Origin of the sequence: Streptomyces sp. NPDC046876, from assembly GCF_040645035.1 — a bacterium.
Lineage (GTDB): Bacteria > Actinomycetota > Actinomycetes > Streptomycetales > Streptomycetaceae > Streptomyces.
The window spans coordinates 34,455-53,096 of sequence record NZ_JBEYXK010000002.1; the positions used below are offsets into that span (position 1 = coordinate 34,455).

Consider the following 18,642-nt stretch of genomic DNA (forward strand, 5'->3'; position numbering starts at 1 on the left):
CCGAGGAGCCGGGCCTTCACCCGAAAGAACCAGCCACTCGAAAGCGTGTCTTATGATGCACCCCATTCGATGATAGAAGGGCACTGCCTCCATGACCGACCGCCCCTCGGCCCCCTCTCCGACGCCCGGGCGCAAGGCCCGGCGCGGCGGCCGGCGCGTCCTGCGGATCCTTCTGCTGACCGTGGCAGTGCTCGTCCTCGCGGCGGGCGGCGCCGGCTGGTGGGCGTACAGCCACCTGAACGGCAACATCGACAGCGTGGACCTGGACCGGGCGATCGGCGACGACCGCCCGAAGAAGGTCGTACCGGGAGCGCAGAACGTCCTCGTCCTCGGCTCGGACTCACGCGCCGGCGCCAACGCGGACCTGGACCACGGCGACGTCAGCGGCGCCCGCTCGGACACCGCGATGCTGATCCACCTTCCCGAGGGGCGCTCCAAGGCCACCGCGATCAGCATCCCGCGCGACACCCTGATATCCCGGCCCGAATGCAAGGACGCCGACGGCAAGACCGTCGACGGCGCCGACCGGGTGATGTTCAACTCCGTCTACTCGCTCGCCGGACCGGCCTGCGTGGTCAAGACCGTCGAGCAGATGTCCGGCATCCGCGTGGACCACTTCGTCGAGGTCGACTTCGCCGGCTTCAAGGGCCTGGTGGACGCGCTCGGCGGGGTCACCGTCACCCTGGACAAGCCGATGAGCGGGGCGAAGGGCGGCCTGAAGCTGGATGCCGGCACCCACCGGCTGAACGGCACCGACTCGCTGAAGTTCGTCCGCACCCGCTACGGCTACGGCGACGGCAGCGACCTCGGCCGCATAGGCCTGCAGCAGCAGTTCATGATGGCGATGCTCTCCGAGATCAAGAAGCAGGACGCCCTCGGCAACCCGGCCCGCCTCTACAAGCTCGCCGACGCCGGCACCAAGTCGCTGACCACGGACTCCGAACTCGCGTCGCTGACCGCGCTGGCCGACTTCGCCCAGAGCATGAAGGGCGTCAACCCGGACACCCTGGAGACCATCATGCTCCCGGTCGCGTACGACAAGGTGGACCCGAACCGGGTCGTGGTCGCACAGGAGCAGGCCTCCCGGCTGTGGGAGGCCCTGCGCACCGACCAGAAGGTGCCCGCCTCGGCGAAGGACTCCCCCGCCAAGGGCGGCGGCGAGGGCGCCAGGTCCAAGTCCCCGGCGCCCTCGCCGTCCCCGTCGCTCTTGCGGTAGGCGTTCCTAGTACTTCGCGTCCCGGCCCTCACGGCCGAGCCGGCTGTGCCAGACGCCGTAGAAGGAGTAGATGACGAAGCCGATGGCCATCCAGATGCCGAACCGGGCCCACGTCTCCGCCGGCAGGTTCAGCATCAGCCAGAGCGAGGCCAGGATCGACAGGATGGGAATCAACGGCACCCACGGGGTGCGGAAGGAGCGGTGCAGATCGGGGCGGGTGCGGCGCAGGATGATCACACCGAGCGCGACGACCACGAAGGCGAAGAGCGTTCCGATGTTCACCAGTTCCGCAAGCTTCTCCAGGCTGATGAACCCTGCGAGGACGGCGATGAGCACACCGAGCAGGATGGTCGCCCGGTAGGGGGTGCGGTACTTGGGGTGGGTGACGGAGAAGACCCGCGGGAGCAGGCCGTCACGGCTCATCGCGAAGAACACCCGGGTCTGGCCCAGCAGCAGGATCATGCAGACGGTGATCAGGCCTACGGACGCACCGAGGCTGATGGCACCGGCGAAGAAGGGCTGGTTCACCGACTTGAAGGCCTCGGCGAGCGGGGCGGTGGGCGACATCTGCGTGTAGTGCTGCATACCGGTGACCACCAGCGTCACGGCCACGTAGAGCACCGTGCAGATGAGCAGCGAGCCCAGGATGCCGCGCGGCATGTCACGCTGGGGGTTCTTGGTCTCCTCGGCGGCGGTGGCCACCACGTCGAAGCCGATGAAGGCGAAGAAGACCAGGGAGGCGGCGGTGAAGATGCCCATGACGCCGAAGTTGGTGGGCGCGTATCCGAAAATCAGCTGGACCAGCGGGGCCTTCCAGCCGCTGCCTCCGGCCTGTGGCTCGGCCGGCGGGATGAACGGCTTGTAGTTGTCCGCCTTGATGAAGAACAGGCCCGCGATGATGACGAGCAGGACCACGGTCACCTTGATGGCGACGACGATGGCGGTGATCCGGGCCGACAGCTTCGTCCCGATGACGAGGATCGCGGTCAGCACCAGAACCAGCAGGCAGGCCAGCAGGTCGAAGGTGCCGCCCTCGTCGGGCCCGGAGAGCCCGGCGGGCAGGTTCCAGCCGAGGTTGGTGTGCATGAGGTGGCGCACGTAGCCGGACCAGCCGACCGCCACGACGGCGGTGCCGAGGGCGAATTCGAGCACCAGGTCCCAACCGATGATCCAGGCGGGCACCTCTCCGATGGAGGCGAAGGAGAACGTGTACGCCGAGCCCGCCACCGGCACGGTGGACGCGAACTCGGCGTAGCAGAGCGCCGCCAGGGCGCAGACCACGCCGGCGGCCACGAAGGCGAGGGCCGTGGCGGGACCGGCGTTGTTCCGGGCGGCGATGCCGGTGAGAACGAAAATGCCGGTGCCGATGATGACGCCCACACCGAAGACGGTCAGGTCCCAGGCGGAGAGCGACTTGCGGAGCGCGTGTTCCGGCTCCTCCGTGTCCCGGATGGACTGTTCCACCGTCTTGGTGCGGAAGGGGCTGTTGAGATCCGTACTCACCGACGCACCTCCGAAAGGTGACGACGCACGCGGACGGGCCGGGAGGCCCACCCTTCCCAGGGTGATCTCCCGGCCCGTGACGTGCAACCGCGCATCGGTCCACGGCCCGGCGCGCCGGGCGGCTTTCGGACGGGTCAGCCGCCCCCGGGCCGTCTAGTCGACCGCGGCGGCCGGCTCGCTGTCGAAACGGCCGTCCAGCTTGGCGACCAGGCCGGTGACCTGCCGGGCGATGTCCGGTGCGGTCAGGCCGATCTCCGCCAGGATCTCCTTGCGCAGGGCGTGGTCGAGGAAGCGCTGCGGGATGCCGAAGTCGCGCAGCGGTACGTCGACGCCCGCGTCGCGCAGCGCCTGCGAGACGGCGGCGCCCACACCGCCGGTGCGGCCGTTGTCCTCGACGGTGACGACGACGCGGTGCTGCTCCGCGAGCGGGGCGAGGGCCTCGTCGACCGGCTTGACCCAGCGCGGGTCGACGACGGTGGTGGAGATGCCCTGCTTGTCGAGGAGGTCGGCGATCTCCAGGCACATCGGGGCGAGCGCGCCGACCGAGACGAGCAGTACGTCCGGACGGGTGACCTCGGGGGCGGGGGCGCGCAGCAGGTCCATGCCGCCGATCCGGCCGACGGCCGGGACGGCCGGGCCCACCACGCCCTTGGAGAAGCGGACCACGGTCGGGGCGTCCTTGACCTCGACGGCCTCGCGCAGCTGGGCGCGCAGCTGCTCGGCGTCGCGCGGGGCGGCGAGCCTGAGGCCGGGGACGACCTGCAGGATCGACATGTCCCACATGCCGTTGTGGCTGGCGCCGTCGTCACCGGTGACGCCGGCCCGGTCCAGGACGAAGGTGACGCCGCACTTGTGCAGGGCGACGTCCATCAGGACCTGGTCGAAGGCCCGGTTGAGGAAAGTGGCGTACACGGCGAAGACCGGGTGGACGCCGCCCGTGGCCAGGCCCGCCGCGGAGGTCGCGCCGTGCTGCTCGGCGATGCCGACGTCGTAGATGCGGTCCGGGAACGCCTCGGCGAACTTGTTGAGGCCGACCGGGTGGAGCATGGCGGCGGTGATGCCGACCACGTCCGGGCGCTCGTGGCCGATCTTGACCATTTCGTCGGCGAAGACGGAGGTCCAGCTGGCGGCGGCCGTCTTGACCGGCAGGCCGGTGTCGGGGTGGATGACGCCGACCGCGTGGAAGCGGTCCGCCTCGTGCTCCAGGGCCGGGGTGTAGCCGCGGCCCTTCTGGGTGAGGCAGTGCACGATGACCGGGCCGCTGAAGCGCTTGGCGCGCTGGAGGGCGGACTCCAGGGCCTCGATGTCGTGGCCGTCGATGGGGCCGATGTACTTCAGGCCCAAGTCCTCGAACATGCCCTGCGGGGCGATGAAGTCCTTCAGGCCCTTCTTGGCGCCGTGCAGGGTCTCGAAGAGCGGCTTGCCGACGACGGGGGTGCGCTCCAGGATCTCCTTGCCGCGGGCGAGGAAGCGCTCGTAGCCGTCGGTGGTGCGCAGGGTGGCCAGGTGGTTGGCGAGGCCGCCGATGGTGGGGCCGTACGAGCGCTCGTTGTCGTTGACGACGATGACCAGCGGGCGGTCCTTGGCGGCGGCGATGTTGTTCAGCGCCTCCCAGGCCATGCCGCCGGTCAGGGCGCCGTCGCCGATGACCGCGGCCACGTGGTGGTCGGCGCGGCCGAGCACCTCGTTCGCCTTGGCCAGGCCGTCGGCCCAGCCCAGCACCGTGGAGGCGTGGGAGTTCTCGATCACGTCGTGCTCGGACTCGGCGCGCGAGGGGTAGCCGGAGAGGCCGCCCTTGGTGCGCAGGCCGGCGAAGTCCTGGCGGCCGGTGAGGAGCTTGTGGACGTAGGCCTGGTGGCCCGTGTCGAAGAGGACCTTGTCCTTGGGCGATTCGAAGACCCGGTGCAGGGCGATCGTCAGTTCGACCACGCCGAGGTTGGGGCCGAGGTGCCCGCCGGTCTTGGAGACGGCGTCGACGAGGAAGGACCTGATCTCGGCGGCGAGCTGAACCAGCTCCTCCTGGCTGAGCCGGTCCAGATCGCGCGGTCCCTTGATGCGGGTCAGCAGCACCCGTGCCTCCTTGCAGTTGCTTGCTGGTCTGTCGAGTCTAATGTTCCGTCGCCGACCGCGGTCATCGGGCTGCCGCAGGCGGGTCACAGCTTTGTCATTCCTGTACGGATCCGTCCGAAGTCACACATCACATTCGGGCGTATTCCCACACAGTTGCCCGCATGTGCGTACGTCCGGACGGACGCACAGATGCCCGGCGCCACCGCGGGGTGGCACCGGGCACTGTGACCGGTCTGACCGCGCCGGGGCGCGGTGTCAGGCGCGTCCGGCCGACTTCTGGGTCTTGCGGGTGACCGAGTCGATCACCACGGTGGCCAGCAGCACCGCACCGGTGATCATGTACTGGATGGGCGTGGCGATTCCCTCGAGAGCCAGACCGTACTGGATCGAGGTGATGACCATGACGCCGAGGAGGGCGTTCCAGGTCCGGCCGCGGCCGCCGAAGAGGCTGGTGCCGCCGATCACGGCCGCCGCGATCACGTTCATCAGCAGGTCGCCGGCGCCGGCGCTCTGGTTGGCCGCCGCGATCTTGGAGGCCCAGAAGAGGCCGCCGACCGCCGCGAAGGTGCCGGAGATGGCGAAGACCGCGATGCGGATGCCGGTGACGTTGATGCCCGCGCGGCGGGAGGCCTCGACGCTGCCGCCGAGGGCGAACACGTTGCGGCCGAAGGTGGTGCGGCGCAGGAGGAAGTCCGTGCCGACCAGGACCAGGACGAAGAGCACCACCGCGAGCGGGAGGCCCTTGTACTGGTTAAACACCGCGGCGGGGCCGAAGGTGAACACGGCGAGCAGGCCGGTGCGCAGCAGGATCTCGCTGGTGGGCCGGGAGGGGACGCCCGCGGCCTGGCGGCGGCGGTTGTCGGAGTACGCGCCCACGAAGTACACGGCCGTGGCGATGGCGGCCAGGCCGTAGGCGGCGGCCACGTCGGCGAAGTAGTACGTGGTGAGCTGCCCCACGACACCGTCGGCGTCGATGTTGATCGTGCCGTTGCTGCCGAGGATCTGGAGCATGGCGCCGGACCAGAACAGCAGGCCGGACAGGGTGACGGCGAAGGCCGGCGCGCCGATCTTGGCGAAGAAGAAGCCGTGGATCGCACCGATCAGGGCGCCGCCGGCGACGGCCACGAGGATCGCCACCCACTCGTTGACGCCGTTGGTGACGGCCAGGACGGCGAAGAGGGCGCCCGAGACACCGCTGACGGAGCCCACGGACAGGTCGATCTCGCCGAGCAGCAGCACGAAGATGATGCCGACGGCCATCATGCCGGTGGCGACCATCGTGATGGCGATGTTGGTGAGGTTCTCCGGGGAGAGGAAGTTCGAGTTCAGCCCCTGGAAGATGCCCCAGATGACGATCAGGCCGATGACGACCGGGAGGGAGCCCAGGTCGCCGGACTTCATCTTGCGGCCGAACTCGCTCAGGTAGCCGGACAGGCCCTGCTCGCGCACGAGCAGGCGCGGGTCCACCGCGGGAATGGCGTCGGCCGGGGCGGCGGGGTTGGCCAGCTTGGCCACGTCCTCCGCGGTGTGGTGCCCCGCGGTGTGGTGTTCGGTGCTCACTTGCGCGCCTCCCCGGTGCGGGCCGCCCGGCGGGTCACGGCGTTGTCCGTGGCTCCGGTGATGGCGGAGATGATCTCTTCCTGCGAGGTTTCGGCGACCTTGAAGACACCGTTGTTGCGGCCCAGCCGCAGCACCGCCACCCGGTCGGCGACGGCCTTCACGTCGGCCATGTTGTGGCTGATGAGGATGACCGCGTGGCCGCGCTCGCGCAGCCGCTCCACGAGGTCGAGGACCTGTGCGGTCTGCTCGACGCCGAGGGCCGCGGTGGGCTCGTCGAGGATGACGAGCTGGGGCTCGCCCAGCATCGAGCGGGCGATCGCCACGGTCTGGCGCTGGCCGCCGGAGAGCGAGGCGATGGGGATGCGGACACTGGGGATCCGGATGGACAGGGTGGTCAGGAGCTCGCGGGCGCGGCGCTCCATCTCCACCTCGTCCAGGACGCCGCGGCGCTTGAGCTCGCGACCCAGGAAGAGGTTGCCGACGACGTCGATGTTGTCGCACAGCGCGAGGTCCTGGTAGACCGTCGCGATGCCCAGGTTCTGGGCGTCGTGGGGCTTGCCGATCGAGACCGGCTTGCCCTGCCACTCGATGACGCCGTCATCGATGGGGTGGACGCCGGCGATCGTCTTGACGAGCGTGGACTTGCCGGCGCCGTTGTCGCCGACCAGGGCGACCACCTCGCCGGAGTGGATCTCGAGCTCTACGTCGGTGAGCGCCTGGACGGCACCGAATCGCTTCGAGACCCCTCGCAACGCCAGCACGGGCGCAGCGGACACATGAACCATCTCCTTCGCCGCCTGACCGGCGGGGATGTCGTGCAGAAAGTGCAGGAGCGGGGTGGGTGAGGAATCGTTTCTGCCCGGCGCCCCGCGGTGGCGGGGAAAGCGGGGGCGGGGCGCCGGGCAGGCGCGGGGGTCCCGGTGGGCCGGAGGCCGCGGGGGCGGGCCTCCGACCGGCGGGGACGCTGTGGCCTCGCACCGCCGCAGGGCCGGTGCGGGGCCTCGGCCGGCCCGATCGGGCCGGCGTGGCCTACGTGCGGCCCGGACGGGGGCCGCGGGGGCCTACTTCAGGCCGAGGGCGGAGCAGGCGGCCGCGTACTTGTCGGTGCAGATCTCGTCGGCCGTGTAGACACCGTCCTTGATGACAGTGTCCTTGATGTTGCTCTTGGTCAGCGAGACGACCGGGACGAGGACCGAGGGGACGTCCTTGGTGGTGGGGCTGTCGTACTTCGACGTGGCCACCGAGTCGAGCTTCTCACCCTTGGCGAGCGCGACGGCCATCTTGGCGGCGGCCTCGGCCTCGGGGGCGTACGGCTTGTAGACGCTCATGAACTGCTCACCGGCGACGATGCGCTGCACGCCGGCGAGTTCGGCGTCCTGGCCGGTGACCGGGGGCAGCGGGCTCATGCCGGCGGCCTTCAGGGCGGTGATGATGCCGCCGGCCATGCCGTCGTTGGCGGAGTAGACGCCGATGATCTTGTCCTTGCCGAGCGCGGAGATCGCGCCCGCCATGTTGGTGTTGGCGTTCTCCGGCTTCCACTCCTTGGTGTCGTACTCCTTGCCGATGTTCACCTTGCCGTCGAGGACGGAGTGGGCGCCCTTCTTGAACAGGGCGGCGTTGGGGTCGGTCACCGACCCGTTCATCATGACGATGTCGCCGTCCTTGGCCTTGTCGCCCAGGGCCTCCAGCAGGGCCTTGCCCTGGACCTTGCCGACCTCTTCGTTGTCGAAGGAGGTGTAGGCGTCGATCGGACCCTCGGCGAGGCGGTCGTAGGAGACGACCGGGATGCCGGCGTCCTTGGCCCGCTTGACCGCGCCGGCGATCGCCTTGGAGTCGACCGCGTCGACGATCAGGACGTTCACCTTGTTGGTGATCATCGTGTCGACCTGCGAGTTCTGCGTGGTCGCGTCCTGCTTGGCGTTGGCGTAGACGACCGTGCCCTTGCCGCCGGTGAGCTCGGCGACCTTCTTCTCGATGAGCGGCTTGTCGAACTTCTCGTAGCGCGCGGTCTGGTTCTCGGGCAGGAGCAGACCGATCTTGATGGCCCCGCCGGAGGCCGCGGCGGAGGCGGCGGACTCCTTGGGCTTGGTGCCGGCTTCCTTGGCACTGCCACAGGCGGCGAGGGACACGGCCGCAGCGCCGGCGGCGACGACAACGGCAGCTCTACGGATACGCGCGTTCATTTCCTGAACCTCCCTGACGAGGCCGCAACGCTGCGGCCGAGGTGGGTGTGAGTCAACCTCGGCCGCAAGTTTGTCGTCAAGGAGTGAATCCTTAACGAGATGACAACGGTGCCATCCGTTATCTAACTGAAGGCAAGAGCTTCAGCGACGACGAATCGGCCAGAAGGGTCGAATCACCCATCTCGCTGAGCACTAGGGCCAGCGCCCCCAGCACCTCGGCGCGGGGGCCCAACGAGCCGGTGAGAACGGAGAGTTGGCGGGCCGCACTGGGGATCGCGTACCGCCCTACGGACTCGCGTATGGGCGCCAGCACCAGCTCACCGGCCTCGGCGAGCGAACCGCCGAGCACCACGCGGCTCGGGTTCAAAACGTTGCAGAGGTTCGCGACACCACTACCCACATGGCGGCCCACGTCGGCGATGACCCGGCGGCATCCCGGGTCGCCCTCGCGGGCCAGCTCCACCACCCGCTCCATCGTCAGCTCTGGCCCGTGCGTGCTCTGCAGCAGCGGCAGCACGTAGCGGGCCGCCGCGAAGGTCTCCAGGCAGCCGCGGTTGCCGCAGCGGCAGACGGGGCCGGACTCGTCGAGCGTGATGTGCCCGATCTCCCCGGCCGTGCCGCCCGGGCCCCGGTAGATCTGGCCGTTTATCACCAGGCCGGCGCCCACACCGCTCGCCACCTTGATGTACGCGAGGTCCTTGACCCCCCGGCCGCTGCCCCACACCAGCTCGCCCAGCGCGCCGAGGTTGGCGTCGTTGTCCACGTACACCGGCACGCCCAGGCGCTGCGACAGCTCCTGGCGCGGGTTGATCCCCGCCCAGCCCGGCAGGATCGCCGTGGAGCCGAGCGTCCCGGACTCCACGTCGATCGGGCCCGGGACGCCGAGACCGACGCCGATGACCTTCTCCAGGCCGACCCCTATGGTCTGGATCAGCCGCCCGACCAGGGCTTCCGCCCGGTCGAAGCCGTCCGCCCAGGAGGCGTCCACGTCGAGCGGGGCGGACTCCTCGGCCAGCACCTGGTGGGCCAGGTTGCCGACCGCGACCCGCAGGTGGGTGTGGCCGAAGTCCACGCCGATGACGATGCCCGCGTCGCCGCTGAGGGAGACGCTGCGCGCCCGGCGGCCGCCGGAGGAGGTGTCCGTGACCTCGACCGTCCCGCCGTCCTTGAGTTCCCGGACGATGTTGGAGACCGTGGCCGCCGACAGTCCGGTGGACCGGGCGATCTCCGCCTGGGTCAGCGAACCCGCGAGCCGCACGGCCCGCACGACCCGTTCGAGATTCGCGCGGTGCAGCGAAGACTGCGATCCGGGAGTCTGCACGACTCATCCACTCCTGCCCATAAGCGACGGCGACCGTCGCCCCCCGGCCGGCGATCGCGGCTGCTGGCTCCGAGACCCCGGCGTCTCTACAACTTGTGAACCTTAAGTCGAGCCTTTGGGCCTCCACACGTCAAGAGGCGGACACATCACGAAACGGACCTTCCCGGTCATAAGTATGAGAGACATCCTTCTAGATCGTGCCACGGCCGCCGAGACGCCGGCCCTCTGTGGCCCTTCCCCCCTCGCCGCACCCCCGCCGGCCGACGCGCCCCGCCTCCCAGGCCGCCGCCCCCGGCCGATGCCCGCGATCATGCTGCGGGTGCAGAACCCGGCCTACGCCCTCGCGCAGCCGGCCCCGCCGCGATACCGCACGGGCGGTGGCGGCGGGTACCGCCGGGCCTCTGGCTGCCGTTCTCGCCGACGTCGGCGCGTGGGCTTCGTCCCGCTGACGCCGTTGCCGTCTGACGGGACGCGGGGCGCCGGTCAACCCGCGGTCGCAGGGGCGCACTTGGGCGTTCTGGATCACACGCGACCGGCCGCGCCCCCTACCCTGACAGCGTCGAGCTGCAAGGAGAGAGGCGAGGCCGCCATGTCACCTGATGCTACTCCGGGGCCGTACGACAACCCCGTCGCGTTCGGGCAGAGAGTCCAGATCTACCGCAACCGCCGAGGCATGACCCGCGAGCAGCTGGCGGGGCTCCTCGGCCACCATCCGTCATGGGTGAAGAAGGTCGAGACCGGCAGCCTGCAGATGCCACGGCTGCCGGAGATCCTCCGCATCGCCGAGATCCTCCGCGTCCGCCGACTGGACGACCTCGTGGGCGAGGTCGGCGCGGAACCGCACGTCGACCTGTTCGCCGGGCCGGGGCACGACAGGCTGCCGGCCGTCTCCGCCGCCCTGGACGCGTTCCCGTCCTGCGGCGAACGCCAGGCGCCGGAGGCCGCCTACCTGCGGGCCGCCGTGGACTCCGCCTGGTCGGCACGGCACGGTGCACCGCACCACCGGGAGGTGCTGGGCGGCCTCCTGCCCGGCCTCATCCGGGACGCCCGGCTGCTGGTGCGCCAGGCGGACACGGCGCAGGACCGGCGCACGGCGCAGGCGCTGCTGGCCGAGGTGTACTTCCTCGCCCAGTTCTTCGTCGCCTACCAGCCGGATGCCTCGCTCCTGTGGCGCATCGCCGATCGTGGCATGGTCGCGGCGCAGGAGTCCGAGGATCCGCACGCGATCGGAGTGGCGGCCTGGCTCACGGCGCAGGCCCACCGCGACTCGGGCCCCGGCCACTACGACGCGGCGGACGCCGTCGTCATGGACGCCCTGCGGCTCTTGGAGCCGCTCCTGCCCGGCGCTCCCGTCGACGTCCGGGCCGCGGCGGGCGCCCTGAAGTTCGAGGCGGGCCATACCGCGGCCCGGCGCAGGGACAGCGGCACGGCGTGGGGCTGGTGGGACCGGGCCGACCTCATCGCGCAACGGCTCCCCGCGGCCTACTTCCACCGCGTGACCAGCTTCGGCCGGGCCGTGATGGGTGCCCACGGCGTCACGGTCGCCGTGGAACTGCGCGCCGGGGGCGAGTCCGTACGGCAGGCCAACCGGGCCGGGGCCCTGTCCATCGCCTCCCGACCGCGAAGGGCCCGGCACCGGATCGAGCAGGCCCGCGCGTACCACCTCGACGGCCAGTACGAGGCGGCGCTGACCACGCTGGAGCAGGCTCACGCGACCGCACCGGAGACGGTCCGGTACAACGGCTACGCGAAGCGGATGGTGCTGGAGGAGGCGGCTTCCCGGATGCCCGAGCGCCGGCAGCGCGCGAGCCGGCTCGCCGTCGACATCGGCATGCCGGCCGCTTGAGCAAAGGGGCCGAAACCGGCCCCCCACCGGCCCGAAGGGCGCCTACTGTCGTCCCATGGCCCGCGGACGACGGTAGGGAGCAGCCGTGCACGGCGAAGAGGGGCACGACCAGGAGCAGGAAGCGGTCGGGATCGGATGCACCGACCTCGGTGCGCTGCTCCTCGACCTCGCGACCGTCATCGAGGCGGCCGTGGAGGCCGAGGCCGAGCGGGACGTCGTCGCGGCGCTCACCACCGAGCCTGCGGCGCAGGCGCTGGCCGGGCTGACCGACCGGCTGATCACGCACTGCAAGACCCTCGCGGTCGGCCTCGGCGAGATCCCCCCGCCCCAGCGGTCCGCGCGGGCGGTCGGCGCCCTGCGGGACTGGGCCGACCTGGCCTCGGGGGACCCGGCGGCGGAGGCCCGCCAGGACCGGAGCGGCAACCTCGCGTACGCCCGCCTGCTGGCGCTGCTCGCCCGGACCATGCTCAGGGCCCTGCGCGAGCACCGCGCGAAGCCCAGGCAGCGGGCGCCGCATCCGGCTACTTGAGCGTGGCCGACGTCAGGCCGGCCTGGATCTGCCGTTGGAAGGACAGGTAGACCACCAGCATCGGGATCATCGCGATGGTCACGCCGGCGAACAGCACGGGCAGGTCGGTCTCGTAGCCCATCTGGTACTGCAGCTGGATCAGGCCCTGGGTCAGCATGTAGCGCTCGGGGTCCGAGCCGGTCTGCGGCTGCATCAGCACCGAGGGCAGGATGTACTGGTTCCACTGGCCCAGGACGTTGAAGATCCCGACGCTGATCAGGCCGGGCCGGGCCATCGGGAGCATCACCTGGAAGAAGATCCGGGTGTCGGAGGCCCCGTCGATCACCGCCGCCTCGTGCACGGCCGTGGGCAGCGTCCGGAAGAAGGAGTGCATGAAGAAGACGGTGAACGGCATCGAGTACGCGACGTACACCAGGATCAGGCCCTGGTAGGTGTTGAGCATGTCGAAGCGCTTGACCATGAAGAACAGCGGGACGAGCGCCAGGAAGACGGGGAACATGGCCCCGCTGACGAAGAAGTAGTAGACGACCCGGTTGCCCGGGAAGGGGTAGCGGGCCAGCACGTACGCGGCCATCGAGCCCAGCAGCATGGTCAGCGGGACCGAGAAGGCCATCACGATCAGCGTGTGGGCGAAGTAGTCGCCGATGCCCTTGTCCCAGGCCCGGGAGAACGCGTCGAAGTGCCAGTTCGAGGGCCAGCTGAGGGCCGAGCCCCCGATCTGCGCGTCCGTCTTGAACGACCCGAGGGCCAGCCAGACGAGCGGCAGCACGATCAGCACCGCCCAGACGGCGAGGAAGCCGTGGGAGAAGACGTTCAGCGCCGTCCCGTCGGAGCCCCGCCCGGCGCCCGGCGCGGAGCGGCCGCCGCCGCCCCCGGGCTTCTCGGCCGAGGACTCGCCCGGCGCCTTGATCACTGTGGTCATGGTGGTCTCCCGCTCAGAACTCGATGCGCTCGCGGCGGGTGGCGCGCAGCGTGACGACGGAGAGGATCATGGTCAGCAGGAGCATCACCACGCCCATGGCGCAGGCGTAGCCGCTCTTGCCGAAGTAGAGGAAGTTGCGCATCAGGACCGTGGCCATGACCTCGCTGTGGTGGTCGGGCCCGCCGCCGAACTGGCCCGAGGTCATCGTCGAGACCAGCACGAACATGTCCATGGCGGCGATGCCGAGGTAGACCGCGGAGGTCTGCACGGTGTCCCACAGCAGGGGCAGCGTGACCTTCAGGAAGGTCTGGGCGCGCCCCGCGCCGTCGAGGAGGGCGGCCTCGTAGATGTCCTTCGGTACGGACTGCATGGCCGCCGAGAACAGCACGAGGTAGAAGCCGACCCCGTGCCAGACGACCACGAGCAGCAGGCACCACAGGACGAGGTCGGGCTCGTTGAGCCATTCGACGGGGTGGCCGGGGTCGACCAGGCCCAGGCGGGTGAGGAAGCCGTTGAGCAGGCCGCCCTCGTCGCTGCGGTACACGGCGCCGAAGAGGACGGCGAGGATGGCCAGGGAGAGGACCTGCGGGAAGAAGTAGACGATCTTGTACACGGAGGAGCCGCGCACGCCCCTCACCCCGCCGGCCCCGCTGCGCCCTCCCGCGTTCACCATGAAGGCGAAGAAGAGGGCCAGCAGGATGGTGACGGTCGGGACGAACACCAGGAGCAGCAGGTTGTGCCACAGGGCGCCGCGGAAGACCTCGTCCTTCATCAGGGCCGTGTAGTTGTCCCAGCCCACGAAGTTGAACGTGGGCGACTGGCCGGACCAGTCGGTGAAGGAGTAACCGAAGGTCTGGACGTACGGCCAGATGACGAACGTGAGGTACAGCGCGAGCGGCAGGACGAGGAAGCCGGTGATGAAGCCGATCCGTCCTCGGGTCCGGTCTACGTGGCTCATGGGGTCCGTCCCTGACGTCAGCTGCGGCGGTTGTTCTTCGCGTTCGGGTCCTTGGCGGCCTTGTCCACCGCGGCCTGGGCCCGCTTGATCCACTCCTTCGGCTGGATGCGCTTGGCCATCAGCTCATTGGAAGCGTTCTGGATCTCGTTGTCCATTTCGCTGTACCAGTCGGGGTAGAGGTAGTTGAACGTGTTCGCCCCGGCGGCCTTGACGGCGGCCACGGCCGACTGGGTGCCCGGGCGCAGCTTGACGCCCGGGTCGACGCCGTCCTTGACGACGGTGAGGGAGTTGGCCTGCTGGGCGAAGAGGGTCGACCATTCGCGCGACAGCATGGTGCGCAGGAACTCCAGGCCGGCGGGCTTGTTCGCGGCCTTCTCGGGGACGATGAAGGGCTCGCCCGCGCCCGCCCGGATGGCCTCGAAGGGCAGCTTGCTGTCGGCCAGCAGCGGCACGGGCAGGAACTTCATGTCGAAGTCGTCGGGGGTCTGCTTGAGCTGCTCGTTCTCCAGCCAGGAGCCGGAGGGGATGAAGGCCGCCTTGTACTGGTTCCAGGCGGTCTGGGACTCGGTGTGCGTCAGGCCGTTGGTGCCGGCCATGAGCAGGCCCTTCTCCACGATCTCGTAGACGGCCTCGACCGCGGCGAGGGCGGCGGGATTGCCCTCGAAGGCGTTCGGCTCGAGGTTGTCGATGGCCTTCATGGCCTCCAGACCGCCCTTCTTGGCGATCAGGTCCATGATGACGACGTTGATGTAGTACGGGTACTTGCCCTGGTGGGCGAGGCCGCCGATGCCGGCGTCGCGGGCTTTGGTGCAGATGTCGAGGAACTGGTCCCAGGTCTTCGGCTCGGTCCAGCCCTTCTCCTTGAAGAGCTTGCCGGAGTACCAGAAGCCGTACACGGTGTAGACGTAGTAGAGGGCGACGAACTTGCCGCCCTGGGTGCCCTGTTCGATGGTGCCGGGGATCAGGGAGTCGCGGACCTTCCTGTTCGGGTCGTCGAGCGAGGGGGCGTCGAGGACCGGTGTGAGGTCGGCGAGCTGGCCGCCCTTGGCCAGGACGTCGATCTTGATCTGCTGGGCGCCGGAGTCGTCGACGACGTCCGGCGGGTTGCCGCCGTTGAAGCGGGGCTGGAGCTTGGCGGCGATCTCCTGGGTGCCCAGGTGGGAGCTGGTGGTGCCCCATTTCTTGTCGAAGGCGGCCTCCCAGGCCTTCGCGTAGTCGTCGCCGAACCCGCCCTTGAAGACGACGACGTCCAGCTTGCCGTTCTTGGCTACGCCGAACGGGTTCTCCTTGGTCACCGCGGCCTTGTCCGGGCCCTTCGCGGTCGCCTCACCGCCGGAGGCGCAGGCGGACAGGAAGCCCATCGTCGGCACCGAGACAAGTCCGAGTGCTGCGGAGCGCTTGATCAGGTCACGGCGCCCGAGGCCCTCACCAGTGGATCCCATGCTCATGTCCTCGCCTTCGTCAGAAGTGTGAAGGAAGCCGGAGATCACGGCGGTTTCCGCCCGTGCGGACGCCGCCGCAGGTCCCCGCCCCTCCCCCCGGTCCGGGGCCGCTGCACCGCGGTGGGCCGGACGCGCACAGGTATAGTCCACTCCCGTTCATGTGAGCAAGATCATGCACAGCCATGTCTGTCAGCTTTTCCGAGTTGAGACCTCCCCGAAACCCGGCTCCGCCTCCCGGACGCGCGAAAGGGCCGTACCCCCCTCTGGGGGATACGGCCCTTTCTGGCGCGATCTCGCGCCCGATCCGTGTTTAGCCGCGGATCAGGTTGCGGAGCACGTACTGCATGATGCCGCCGTTGCGGTAGTAGTCCGCCTCACCGGGGGTGTCGATGCGGACGACCGCGTCGAACTCCACGCCGGAGTCGGTGGTGACCTTCACGGTGCGCGGGGTGGTGCCGTTGTTCAGCTCCTCCACACCGGTGATGGAGAAGGTCTCCTCGCCGGTCAGGCCCAGGGAGGCCGCGGAGGCGCCCTCGGGGAACTGCAGCGGCAGAACGCCCATGCCGATCAGGTTCGAGCGGTGGATGCGCTCGTAGGACTCGGCGACGACGGCCTTGACGCCGAGCAGCGCGGTGCCCTTGGCCGCCCAGTCGCGGGACGAGCCGGAGCCGTACTCCTTGCCCGCCAGGATGACCAGCGGGATGCCGGCGGCCTGGTAGTTCTGGGAGGCGTCGTAGATGAAGGAGACCGGGCCGCCCTCGACGGTGAAGTCGCGGGTGAAGCCGCCCTCGGTGCCCGGCGCGATCTGGTTGCGCAGGCGGATGTTGGCGAACGTACCGCGGATCATGACCTCGTGGTTGCCGCGGCGGGAACCGTACGAGTTGAAGTCGCGGCGCTCGACGCCGTGCTCGGTGAGGTACTTGCCGGCCGGGGTGTCGGCCTTGATCGCACCGGCCGGGGAGATGTGGTCGGTGGTGACCGAGTCGCCCAGCTTCGCCAGCACGCGGGCGCCGGCGATGTCGGAGACCGGGGTGGTCTCCATGGTCATGCCCTCGAAGTACGGGGGCTTGCGCACGTAGGTCGACTGCGGGTCCCACTCGAAGGTGTTGCCGGTCGGGATCGGCAGCGCCTGCCACTGGGCGTCGCCCGCGAAGACGTCCTGGTAGGACTTGTTGAACATGTCCTCGCCGATGGCGTTGGCCACGACGTCGTTGACCTCGGCCTCGGAGGGCCAGATGTCCTTGAGGAAGACCGGGTTGCCCTCGGTGTCGGTGCCGATGGCGTCCTTGGTGATGTCCACCTTCATGGAACCCGCGATGGCGTACGCGACGACCAGCGGCGGGGAGGCCAGGTAGTTCATCTTGACGTCGGGGTTGATGCGGCCCTCGAAGTTGCGGTTGCCCGAGAGGACCGAGGTGACCGCGAGGTCGTGCTCGTTGATCGCCTTCGAGATCTCCTCGTCCAGCGGACCGGAGTTGCCGATGCAGGTGGTGCAGCCGTAGCCGACCAGGTTGAAGCCGATCTTGTCCAGGTACGGCGTGAGGCCGGCCTTGTCGAAGTAGTCGGTGACGACCTTCGAGCCCGGGGCCAGGGTGGTCTTGACCCACGGCTTGCGGGTCAGGCCCTTCTCGACCGCCTTCTTGGCCACGAGCGCCGCGGCGACCATGACGTAGGGGTTCGAGGTGTTGGTGCAGGAGGTGATCGCGGCGACGGTGACGGCGCCGTGGTCGATCTCGAAGGAGGAGCCGTCGGCCAGGGTGACCAGGGTGGGCTTCGACGGGGCGCCGGCGGAGATCGCCGGGGCGTCGGAGGCCGGGAAGGACTCCTTGCCCGCCTCGTCGACCTCGTCGACGTAGTTGCGGACGTCCTGGGCGAACTGCTCGGCGGCGTTGGCCAGGACGATGCGGTCCTGCGGGCGCTTCGGGCCGGCGATGGACGGGACGACCGTGGACAGGTCCAGCTCGAGCTTCTCGGAGAAGTCCGGCTCGGCCTTCGGGTCGAGCCACAGGCCCTGCTCCTTGGCGTACGCCTCGACGAGCGCGACCTGCTGCTCGGAGCGGCCGGTGAGCTTGAGGTACTTCAGCGTCTCGTCGTCGATCGGGAAGATCGCGGCGGTGGAGCCGAACTCCGGGGACATGTTGCCGATGGTGGCGCGGTTGGCGAGCGAGGTGGCGGCGACGCCCTCGCCGTAGAACTCGACGAACTTGCCGACGACGCCGTGCTTGCGCAGCATCTCGGTGATCGTGAGCACCAGGTCGGTGGCGGTGGTGCCGGTCGGCAGCTCGCCGGTCAGCTTGAAGCCGACGACGCGCGGGATCAGCATGGAGACCGGCTGGCCGAGCATCGCGGCCTCGGCCTCGATGCCGCCGACGCCCCAGCCGAGGACGCCGAGGCCGTTGACCATGGTGGTGTGCGAGTCGGTGCCGACCAGGGTGTCCGGGTACGCCACGCCGTTACGGACCATGACGGTGCGGGCCAGGTGCTCGATGTTCACCTGGTGGACGATGCCGGTGCCGGGCGGGACGACCTTGAACTCGTCGAAGGCGGTCTGGCCCCAGCGCAGGAACTGGTAGCGCTCCTTGTTGCGGCCGTACTCCAGCTCGACGTTCTGGGTGAACGCGTCCGGGGTGCCGAACTTGTCGGCGATGACGGAGTGGTCGATGACCAGCTCGGCCGGGGCCAGCGGGTTGATCTTGGACGGGTCGCCGCCGAGCGCCTTCACGGCCTCGCGCATGGTGGCGAGGTCCACGACACAGGGGACGCCGGTGAAGTCCTGCATGATCACGCGGGCCGGCGTGAACTGGATCTCCTGGCTCGGCTGGGCCTGCGAGTCCCAGCCGCCGAGGGCCCGGATGTGGTCGGCGGTGATGTTCGCGCCGTCCTCGGTGCGGAGCAGGTTCTCCAGCAGCACCTTCAGGCTGTAGGGAAGGCGGGCCGAGCCCTCAACCTTGTCCAGCCGGAAGATCTCGTACGACTCGTCGCCCACCTGCAGCGTGCTGCGGGCGTCGAAGCTGTTCGCCGACACGACAGTCTCCTTCATGCATGAAATTCGCGCGTATAACCGCAATCCTGCCGCCACGCCCTGGCGCCAA

13 protein-coding genes are annotated in these 18,642 nt (G+C 69.6%); 3 read left to right on the forward strand and 10 right to left on the reverse strand.

The features are described 5' to 3' along the window. The first annotated feature begins 91 nt into the window (after positions 1-91). Positions 92-1,216, forward strand: a complete 1,125-nt coding sequence (locus tag ABZ924_RS01870) for an LCP family protein (protein WP_361902487.1) — start codon at positions 92-94, stop codon at positions 1,214-1,216. A 6-nt stretch (positions 1,217-1,222) separates the two neighbouring features. On the opposite strand, the gene ABZ924_RS01875 is transcribed toward ABZ924_RS01870, so the two are convergent. The 6 genes from ABZ924_RS01875 to ABZ924_RS01900 form a co-directional block, all read right to left on the reverse strand. Then, positions 1,223-2,719 carry an amino acid permease gene (locus ABZ924_RS01875; RefSeq protein WP_361902490.1) on the reverse strand — a complete coding sequence of 499 codons (1,497 nt, stop codon included), beginning with the start codon at positions 2,717-2,719 and terminating at the stop codon, positions 1,223-1,225. A gap of 153 nt (positions 2,720-2,872) precedes the next feature. Then, entirely contained in the window at positions 2,873-4,789 is a 1,917-nt protein-coding gene (gene dxs, locus ABZ924_RS01880; RefSeq protein ID WP_361902493.1) for a 1-deoxy-D-xylulose-5-phosphate synthase, read from the reverse strand. A 255-nt stretch (positions 4,790-5,044) separates the two neighbouring features. After that, positions 5,045-6,304 (reverse strand): sugar ABC transporter permease, encoded by a 1,260-nt coding sequence (locus ABZ924_RS01885; RefSeq protein WP_361902946.1) that lies wholly within the window; start codon positions 6,302-6,304, stop codon positions 5,045-5,047. Between the two features lie 41 nt (positions 6,305-6,345). Further along, on the reverse strand, positions 6,346-7,134 hold the full coding sequence (locus ABZ924_RS01890) for an ATP-binding cassette domain-containing protein (protein WP_361902496.1): 789 nt from the start codon (positions 7,132-7,134) through the stop codon (positions 6,346-6,348). 276 nt (positions 7,135-7,410) lie between these two features. Beyond that, entirely contained in the window at positions 7,411-8,532 is a 1,122-nt protein-coding gene (locus ABZ924_RS01895; protein WP_361902499.1) for a substrate-binding domain-containing protein, read from the reverse strand. Positions 8,533-8,650: 118 nt separating this feature from the next. After that, positions 8,651-9,853, reverse strand: coding sequence for an ROK family transcriptional regulator (locus ABZ924_RS01900; protein ID WP_361902502.1), 1,203 nt, complete (start codon positions 9,851-9,853; stop codon positions 8,651-8,653). Between the two features lie 589 nt (positions 9,854-10,442). Between ABZ924_RS01900 and ABZ924_RS01905 the strand changes: the two genes are divergently transcribed. Further along, positions 10,443-11,699 carry a helix-turn-helix transcriptional regulator gene (locus ABZ924_RS01905; RefSeq protein ID WP_361902505.1) on the forward strand — a complete coding sequence of 419 codons (1,257 nt, stop codon included), beginning with the start codon at positions 10,443-10,445 and terminating at the stop codon, positions 11,697-11,699. 85 nt (positions 11,700-11,784) lie between these two features. Then, entirely contained in the window at positions 11,785-12,228 is a 444-nt protein-coding gene (locus tag ABZ924_RS01910) for a hypothetical protein (protein WP_361902508.1), read from the forward strand. On the opposite strand, the gene ABZ924_RS01915 is transcribed toward ABZ924_RS01910, so the two are convergent. The 4 genes from ABZ924_RS01915 to acnA form a co-directional block, all read right to left on the reverse strand. After that, entirely contained in the window at positions 12,221-13,150 is a 930-nt protein-coding gene (locus tag ABZ924_RS01915; RefSeq protein WP_361902511.1) for a carbohydrate ABC transporter permease, read from the reverse strand. The two genes, ABZ924_RS01910 and ABZ924_RS01915, sit on opposite strands and share 8 nt — an antisense overlap. A 13-nt stretch (positions 13,151-13,163) precedes the next feature. Further along, on the reverse strand, positions 13,164-14,108 hold the full coding sequence (locus ABZ924_RS01920; RefSeq protein ID WP_361902514.1) for a sugar ABC transporter permease: 945 nt from the start codon (positions 14,106-14,108) through the stop codon (positions 13,164-13,166). Between the two features lie 17 nt (positions 14,109-14,125). Continuing rightward, positions 14,126-15,556 (reverse strand): N-acetylglucosamine/diacetylchitobiose ABC transporter substrate-binding protein, encoded by a 1,431-nt coding sequence (ngcE, locus tag ABZ924_RS01925; protein ID WP_361902516.1) that lies wholly within the window; start codon positions 15,554-15,556, stop codon positions 14,126-14,128. A 304-nt stretch (positions 15,557-15,860) separates the two neighbouring features. After that, the gene (acnA, locus tag ABZ924_RS01930) at positions 15,861-18,575 is read right to left on the reverse strand and encodes an aconitate hydratase AcnA (protein ID WP_361902519.1); all 2,715 of its coding nucleotides are present in this window, start codon (positions 18,573-18,575) and stop codon (positions 15,861-15,863) included. Positions 18,576-18,642 lie beyond the last annotated feature (67 nt).

Excerpts from the sequence above, each read along its gene's own strand:
- ABZ924_RS01870 (WP_361902487.1), top strand. The coding sequence starts at position 92 with ATGACCGACCGCCCCTCGGCCCCCTCTCCGACGCCCGGGCGCAAGGCC.
- ABZ924_RS01890 (WP_361902496.1), bottom strand. The coding sequence starts at position 7,134 with ATGGTTCATGTGTCCGCTGCGCCCGTGCTGGCGTTGCGAGGGGTCTCG.
- ABZ924_RS01895 (WP_361902499.1), bottom strand. The coding sequence starts at position 8,532 with ATGAACGCGCGTATCCGTAGAGCTGCCGTTGTCGTCGCCGCCGGCGCT.
- ABZ924_RS01905 (WP_361902505.1), top strand. The coding sequence starts at position 10,443 with ATGTCACCTGATGCTACTCCGGGGCCGTACGACAACCCCGTCGCGTTC.
- ABZ924_RS01915 (WP_361902511.1), bottom strand. The coding sequence starts at position 13,150 with ATGACCACAGTGATCAAGGCGCCGGGCGAGTCCTCGGCCGAGAAGCCC.
- ABZ924_RS01920 (WP_361902514.1), bottom strand. The coding sequence starts at position 14,108 with ATGAGCCACGTAGACCGGACCCGAGGACGGATCGGCTTCATCACCGGC.
- ngcE (WP_361902516.1), bottom strand. The coding sequence starts at position 15,556 with ATGAGCATGGGATCCACTGGTGAGGGCCTCGGGCGCCGTGACCTGATC.